The sequence below is a fragment of the Kitasatospora sp. NPDC048286 genome, assembly GCF_043201735.1.
Classification (GTDB): domain Bacteria; phylum Actinomycetota; class Actinomycetes; order Streptomycetales; family Streptomycetaceae; genus Kitasatospora.
The window spans coordinates 1-6,954 of record NZ_JBICZE010000038.1; the positions used below are offsets into that span (position 1 = coordinate 1).

At 71.7% G+C, this 6,954-nt stretch carries 4 protein-coding genes and 4 pseudogenes; 5 read left to right on the forward strand and 3 right to left on the reverse strand.

What is annotated here, in order from left to right; genetic code table 11:
- Positions 1-454: 454 nt before the first annotated feature.
- The 4 genes and pseudogenes from ACGF13_RS40150 to ACGF13_RS40165 form a co-directional block, all read left to right on the forward strand.
- Positions 455-574, forward strand: a pseudogene (locus ACGF13_RS40150) (hypothetical protein); the annotation flags it as partial.
- A 15-nt stretch (positions 575-589) separates the two neighbouring features.
- Positions 590-756 (forward strand): annotated as a pseudogene (locus ACGF13_RS40155) (cytochrome P450); the annotation flags it as partial.
- Positions 757-957: 201 nt separating this feature from the next.
- Positions 958-3,540: a SpoIIE family protein phosphatase gene (locus ACGF13_RS40160; RefSeq protein ID WP_392884588.1), complete on the forward strand. Its 2,583-nt coding sequence runs from the start codon at positions 958-960 to the stop codon at positions 3,538-3,540.
- A gap of 274 nt (positions 3,541-3,814) precedes the next feature.
- Positions 3,815-4,822, forward strand: coding sequence for a PP2C family protein-serine/threonine phosphatase (locus tag ACGF13_RS40165; RefSeq protein ID WP_392884589.1), 1,008 nt, complete (start codon positions 3,815-3,817; stop codon positions 4,820-4,822).
- Positions 4,823-4,903: 81 nt separating this feature from the next.
- Here ACGF13_RS40165 and ACGF13_RS40170 read toward each other — a convergent pair whose 3' ends face one another.
- Together ACGF13_RS40170 and ACGF13_RS40175 are read right to left on the reverse strand one after the other, a co-directional pair.
- A complete protein-coding gene (locus ACGF13_RS40170) occupies positions 4,904-5,209 on the reverse strand; it encodes a YciI family protein (protein WP_392884590.1) in 306 nt (101 codons plus the stop codon).
- A 101-nt stretch (positions 5,210-5,310) separates the two neighbouring features.
- Positions 5,311-5,700 (reverse strand): annotated as a pseudogene (locus ACGF13_RS40175) (alcohol dehydrogenase); the annotation flags it as partial.
- A 329-nt stretch (positions 5,701-6,029) separates the two neighbouring features.
- Here ACGF13_RS40175 and ACGF13_RS40180 point away from each other — a divergent pair.
- Complete coding sequence (locus tag ACGF13_RS40180; RefSeq protein WP_392884592.1) at positions 6,030-6,548, forward strand: SgcJ/EcaC family oxidoreductase; 519 nt, start codon at positions 6,030-6,032, stop codon at positions 6,546-6,548.
- Between the two features lie 214 nt (positions 6,549-6,762).
- Here the strand turns inward: ACGF13_RS40180 and ACGF13_RS40185 are convergent.
- Positions 6,763-6,954: pseudogene (locus tag ACGF13_RS40185) on the reverse strand (lytic transglycosylase domain-containing protein); the annotation flags it as partial.

The following is a 6,954-nucleotide window of genomic DNA, read 5'->3' on the forward strand; positions in this document are numbered from 1 at the left end:
GGGCCGAACGGTCGCGGGGCGTGGCTTGGCGGTAGGCCGTTCACCGGCGGGACAGGTGCCGGTGTGGCTTGATGCAGCAATTGTTGCCAGGCGGGACCGGTCACCGACAAGACCCCCTCGCTACGATCCGCCGTCGTAGCCATGGGCGGACGGCACTGGTCCGCGGGGCGGGTTGCGCGGTCGGCCAACGTGCTGAGCTGCGCAGATGTCGCGGGCGGGCTCGCGGGCGGCGGCGGTGCACGGCCACTATCGTCCGTCGTGGACCTTTTCCGGCGTGAGCGGGCTCACGGTTTATGTCACGGTTTGTCCGGTTTACCGGTCACTGACCGAACTGTCGCCGACGCTCTGAGTGTGGACGATCCCCCTCCGACCGAGACCGGCGTCACACACGCGACCACTCCCCCGGCACAGCCGGCTCGATGCGCTCGCGCCCGGGCCGGAAGCCGGCGCCGACGCCGCACTGGTGCAGGGACAGCGGGACTTCTTCGGCGCGCACACCTACCGCCGGGTCGACCGGGACGGAATCCTCCACACCCGCTGGGAGGCCGAGGGCCACCCGGAGGAACAGCGCTGATACGCCCCTCGACTGGTCCAGAAGATCGTCGACGATCTGATCGGCGCCATGCTCGCCGGCCCCGGGCCGGTGGACCCCGTCCCGGCGTTCGCGCTGCCCGTGCCGTCACTGGTGACTGCGCGCTGCTCGGTGTCCCGTACGCCGACCACGACTTCTTCCAGACCGACAGCAGGATCCTGGTCAGGCTCCTCCGGCTCCCTGCCCGGGTCCACGGCCTTCTCGGCTCGGCCCCACCCGGTGCGCGGCCCGGCCCGGGAATCGCGTATCCGGGCCATGGCCGCCCGCCGCGCCGCGCGTCGAGCCCGTCTGGCGGCCCTCCCGGCGGGCGGGGAGAATGGTGATCGCAAGGCTTGCCGCCGCGAGACGCGGAGTGGGTAACTGGTGTGAAGAGCTCCCCTCGCCCCGCCGAGTCCGCCACACCGCTCGCACCCGGGCCCGGCCCCGGTGAGAAGGGGCTCAGATCGGGCGCCCTGGGGCTGTTCTCCTCGGTGGCGATCGGGATCTCCTCGACCGCGCCCGCATACAGCCTGGCGGCGACGCTCGGAGTGATCGTGGCCGGGGTGGGACTGCAGGCCCCCATCATCACCATGCTGGCGTTCGTGCCGATGCTGCTGATCGCGTACGCCTACCGGGAACTGAACGCCGTCGACGCCGACTGCGGGACGACCTTCACCTGGGCCACCCGCGCATTCGGCCCACGAGCCGGCTGGATGGGCGGCTGGGGCCTGATCGTCGCCGACGTGATCGCGATGGCGAACCTGGCCGAGATCGCCGGCATCTACGGCTTCCGGCTGGTCGGGCTGGAGTCGCTGGCGACCAGCCGGATATGGACCACCGTGGCCGGGGTGGTCTGGATCGCCCTGATGACGGCGGTCTGCTACGTCGGCATCGAGGTGTCGGCGGCCGTGCAGCGCTGGCTGCTCTGCCTGGAGGTCGCGGTCCTGCTGCTTCTCGCCGTCACCGCCCTGGTCAAGGTCTACACCGACGGCCCGCCGACCGCGGCGCACGTCTCCGCCTCCTGGTTCAATCCGCTGAACGTCCCCTCCCCCCAGGCGCTGACCACCGGGGTGCTCGCCGCGGTGTTCATCTACTGGGGGTGGGACACCGCGCTCACCGTCAACGAGGAGACCGCGGACAGCCGGCACACCCCCGGGCGGGCCGCCGTGCTGTCCACCGTGCTGCTGCTGGGCATCTACGGTCTGGTCGCCACCTCGGCGCAGGCCTTCGCCGGAGTCGGCACCACGGGCATCGGGCTGGCCAACCCGGACAACTCCGGAGACGTGCTCTCCGGCCTCGGCGGGGCGGTGTTCGGCACCGCCGGGCTCGGCCACGCACTCACCAAACTGCTGATCCTGATGGTGCTGACCTCGGCGGTCGCCTCCACCCAGACCACCATCCTGCCGACCGCCCGCACCGTCTTCTCGATGGCCGCGCACAAGACCGTGCCGTCCGGCTTCGCCCGGCTGCACCGCCGGTTCCTGACCCCGACCTGGTCGACCGTCGGCATGGGGCTGGTGTCGATCGCCTTCCTGGTGCTGCTCACCTCGGTCAGCCGCAACGTGCTGGCCGACTCCATCGGCTCGGTGGGCCTGGCGATCGCCTTCTACTACGGTCTGACCGGCTTCGCCTGCGTCTGGTACTACCGCCGGGTACTCACCCGCAGCCGCCGGGACCTGTTGTTCAAGGGCGTGCTGCCCGGGATCGGCGGGCTGATCATGCTGTTCCTGTTCTGCTACGCCGCCTTCCACGTCTACGCCGCCCCCGGCTACGGCGCGACCTCCCTCCGGCTGCCGCTGTTCGGCCAGGTCGGCGGGGTGACCGTACTGGGGCTGGGCGCGCTGCTGATCGGCGCGGCGCTGATGCCGGTGGTCACCCGGGAGCACACCGCGGCGCTGCGGCTGCAACGCAGCCTTCTGCCGCATCGGCTGCCGGCGCTGAGCGCGGTCGAGTCGGCCAGCCGCTACCTGCCGGCCGACACCCGCTCCGGGGTGGGCGGCGACTGGTACGACGTCATCCCGCTGTCCGGCAGCCGGGTCGGCCTGGTGGTCGGCGAGGTACTCGGCCACGGTCTGCGGGCCGCCGCCGCGATGGGCCGGCTGCGCGTCGGCGTCCGGGTGCTGGCCCGGATGGACCTGGATCCGGACGAACTGCTCGCCCGCCTGGACGACGTGGTGCGCGAGGAGAACGGCCAGGGCAGCCCGCGCGGCGGCGGCGTGACCTGCCTGTACGCGGTGTACGACCCGGTCGACGGCCGGTGCAGCCTGGCCCGGGCAGGCCACGCGCCGCCCGTCGTGGCCGACCCGGCAGGCGGCGTCCGCTACGCGGAGCTGCCGGCCGGGCGGCCGCTGGGGCAGGGCGGCCCGCCGTTCCAGCACGCCGAGCTGAACCTGCCGGCCGGCAGCCTGATCGCCCTGTACACGGACGGCCTGGTGGAGGCCGTCGACGGCCGGCGCGGGCTCGCCGAGACGCTGGCCGGGCTGCACCGGCCGCTGGAGAGCCTGTGCGACGAGGCGCTGGCGACCCTGCTGCCCGGGCCGGTGGACGACGACGCCGTCCTGCTGCTGGTCCGCACCCGCCGGCTCGACGCCGGGCAAATCGCCGACTGGGAGCTGGTGCCCGACCCGGCGGCGGTCGCCCGGGCGCGTCGCCTGGCCACCGACCGGCTGGACGAATGGGGCCTGGCGGAGCTCGCGTTCACCACCGAGCTGATCGTCAGCGAGCTGGTCACCAACGCGATCCGGTACGCCCCCGGGCCGGTCCGGGTCCGGCTGATCCGGGACCGCAGCCTGATCTGCGAGGTCTCCGACACCGGGCACACCTCGCCGCACCTGCGTCAGGCCGCCCGGGACGACGAGGGCGGGCGCGGCCTGTACATCATCGCCCAGATCACCGAGCGCTGGGGCACCCGCTACACCGAGGACGGCAAGACCATCTGGACCGAGCAGGCCCTGCCCGACGAGGGCTGACGACCACGACCGGCCATCGGCGCTCCCCGGATCACGCCGAGCGCGTCCGGCTCCGGGGCGCGGGCCGCATCGGGCGGGCCGGAGGTGTCGACGCGGCACTGCCGGTCGATCCGGGAGAGGAGAGACGTTTAACTGTGGAGTGGGGGAAACGACGCGGCTGTGGGGACGAGTGGGACAGAAGGGCAGTCCGATGGCTGATGTCTCGAACACGAGGGCGTGGCGTTCGCCGCGGTTCCTGCCCAGGTGGTCGCGCCGGGTCACGATCGGTGGTTATGTGCTGATCGCGATCACGGTGACGCTGGATTTCGTCAGCGGGCCCGATGTCACGTTCGCCCCGATACTCGCCGCCCTCCCCGTCCTGGCCGGTGTGGGCACCCGCCGGGCCACCGTCCCGCTGACGGCCGGGGTGGTCGCCAGCGCGCTCGTCGTCGCCATGGCGGCCTACGACGCCGCCGTGCCCGCGGTCGTGATGGCGACCGTGGCGGCCGCAGTGGTCATGGTCACCTTCTTCAGCTGCGCCAACGTCGTGGTGGTGATGACCCAGGAGCGGGAACTGGCCAGGGTCCACACGGTCGCCGAGGCCGCGCAGCGTGCCCTGCTGCGCCTGGCGCCCCGGCGGATGGGGCCGCTGGCGGTCGCGGTGCGCTATGTGGCGGCGGAGGCCGAGGCACGGATCGGCGGGGATCTGTACGAGGTGATGCCGACCCCGTACGGGGTGCGGTTGTTCCTCGGCGACGTGTGCGGCAAGGGCTTGGCCGCGGTGGAGACTGCGGCCGACGTGCTGGGGGTGTTCCGTGAGGCCGCGCGGGCCGAGCCGGATCTGGTGGAGGTGGCCAGGCGGCTGGACTCGGCGCTCGTTCGTCGTCCGGCGAGCGAGGAGTTCGTCACGGCGGTTCTGGTCAGCATCCCCGACACGCCGGGACCGGCGGTCGTGGTCAACTGCGGACACCCGCCGCCGCTGCTCTGCCATGACGGTCAGGTCAGCACGGTCGAGCCGTCCGTCGACGCACCGCCGCTGGCGCTGCTCGGCCTGGTCGGCGGGGACTACCACGCCGAGTCGCTCGCCTTCGACCGCGGCGACCTGCTGCTGCTCTACACGGACGGCGTGTCCGAGGCCCGGGACGCGGCGAACCGGTTCTACCCGCTCGCCGAGCGCCTGGCCGCCCTGCCGCACGAGGAGCCGGACGCCCTGCTGGACGAGCTGCTCCTGGACGTGCGGACGTACGTCGGCTCCGGGCTGACGGACGACGCGGCCCTGCTCGCCGTCCGCCGGGAGCGGTGACCGGTTCATCGACTCCGTCGGAGCGAGCCCGCACACCCCCTCTCCCGGGTGCTGCCGCCACGAGGAGCACGGGCCGAGCGACTACCGGGACGGCGGCGGTTGGTGCCGGTACTCCTCCAGCGCCGGCGAAGTCCTCATCGCGAGGAAGTTCGTGACCGTGTACTCGGCCAGCCCGGCCACCGAGTACGGGTCGCTCCTGGTGATGTCCTCGATCTGCGTCCGGTCGACACCGACCGCCACGATGACCGCACCATCGCGGGGGTCCTTGGGGCCCGATGCGATGAAGACACCGGATTCGTAGTTCGAGTCGAGCCAGGCGACGTGCTCGGGGTGGGCCGCTTCGATGCGCTCGAGCGGCGCGATGTAGGTCAGCTCAAGAATGAACATGATCAACATCATAGCGCTGGGTAACCAATCAGTCGCACAGAGGAAGATTGGGAGACGCGTCGACCAAGCCCTGTGCCCCGGGGCGGCCTGACGGTCTCCCGTCACCCCGTTCCGGTGATGAGCACCATGCGGAAGCGGGCGGCAGTGCGGAGCATCCTGTGGTACGCCTCGCCGACCCGGTCGAGCGGCACGGTCTCGATCATCGGGCGAACTCCCTGCAGGGCGCTGAACGCCATGGCGTCCCGGATGTCCCGCGCGCTGCCGGCCGGGTGGCCGCGGACGGTCCGGGCGCGCATGAGCAGCTGGACCGGGACGATCCCCAACGGCTCGGTGTCCGCGCCGATGACCACCGGTTCGCCCCGGTGGGACAGCCCGTCCACGGTCGCCGTGATGGCGGCGGAGTTCGAGGCGGTGGCCAGGACGACCCTGGCGCCGCCGAGGAACTGCAGCGCGTCCGCGACGGGCGGGCCGGCCGTGCCGTCGATGCGGTGTCTTCGCGACGGGCTGGGAGGGGTGGGCGTGCACGGCGAACGCGCGCAGCGCCTACCGGGCTTGACGAACCTGACGCTCCGTCGGATCCACAACACCTCCGGCGCGGCCGCCTACGGCGCACGGGCTGCCGCCGGACGTCCTGGAGATGGCCGTGTGACGGCAGAAGAGCGACGACGGGCTTCGGCCTTCTCGTCTCCGAAGACGAGCGGATCGCAGAAGTCGATCAACGCGTGGCCGCTCCCCCGTCGCTTCGAGGTGCATGGGCAGCTCCGCCGAGAGACGCTGGGCGAGTCCGTCTGATGGACCACCGACGACACAGGAGGCGTTCATGAGACGCAAGTACTGTGCAGCGGTCGCCCTCACCGCCGCCGCTCTGTTCACGGGAACGGGGACGACGTACGGGACCGCAAGCGGCGCCCAGCCTCCCGCTACGCGCAGCGTCGTGGTGAGTGCCACCCAACTCCCCACCGAACAACAGATCGCCGCCCTGTTCGACAAGTGGAACGCGGCTCTGGCCACCGGCGACCCGAACCGTGTCGCGGACCTCTACGCTCCCGATGCCGTGTTGCTGCCGACCGTCTCCGACATCCGTACCAGTCGCGCCGGGATCGTCGACTACTTCACGAAGTTCCTGGCGAGCAAGCCCGTCGGAAAGATCCAGGAGCGGTTCATCACCGTCCTGGACGCCACGAGCGCCGTCGACACGGGTCTCTACCAGTTCACGCTGACCGACAAGAACGGCGACAAGTCCACGGTCGACGCCCGGTACACCTTCGTCTACGAGCTGCGTGGAGGCAGGTGGCTGATCCTCAACCACCACTCCTCGGCCCTGCCCTCTCCGGGCTGATCCGGCTGCCCGTCGAGCCCCCGGTCGGCCGCGAGGTCGGCCGGCCGCCCTTGCGGACGGTGTCGTCACCGATGCGCAGCGCCGCCACGCTGTCCGGACGTTCGGGAAACGGCACGAGGGCCTGTGGTCGCGCTCTCGCGCGGGCACAGGCCCTCGTGGGTCACTCCGGTGGTCCCTGTCCGGCCCCGGGGTGAGGGGAAGCCGATGGGTCGGCTTAGTACCAGTGGTGGGACTGCCAGAAGTTCCAGGCGGCGTTCGGGCTGCCGTAGCGGGTGTTCATGTAGTCCAGCGCCCACTTGATCTGGGTGGTCGGGTTGGTCTTCCAGTCCGCACCCGCGGAGGCCATCTTGGAGGCCGGCAGCGCCTGGCCCAGTCCGTACGAGCCCGAGCTCGGGTTGGTCGCCGT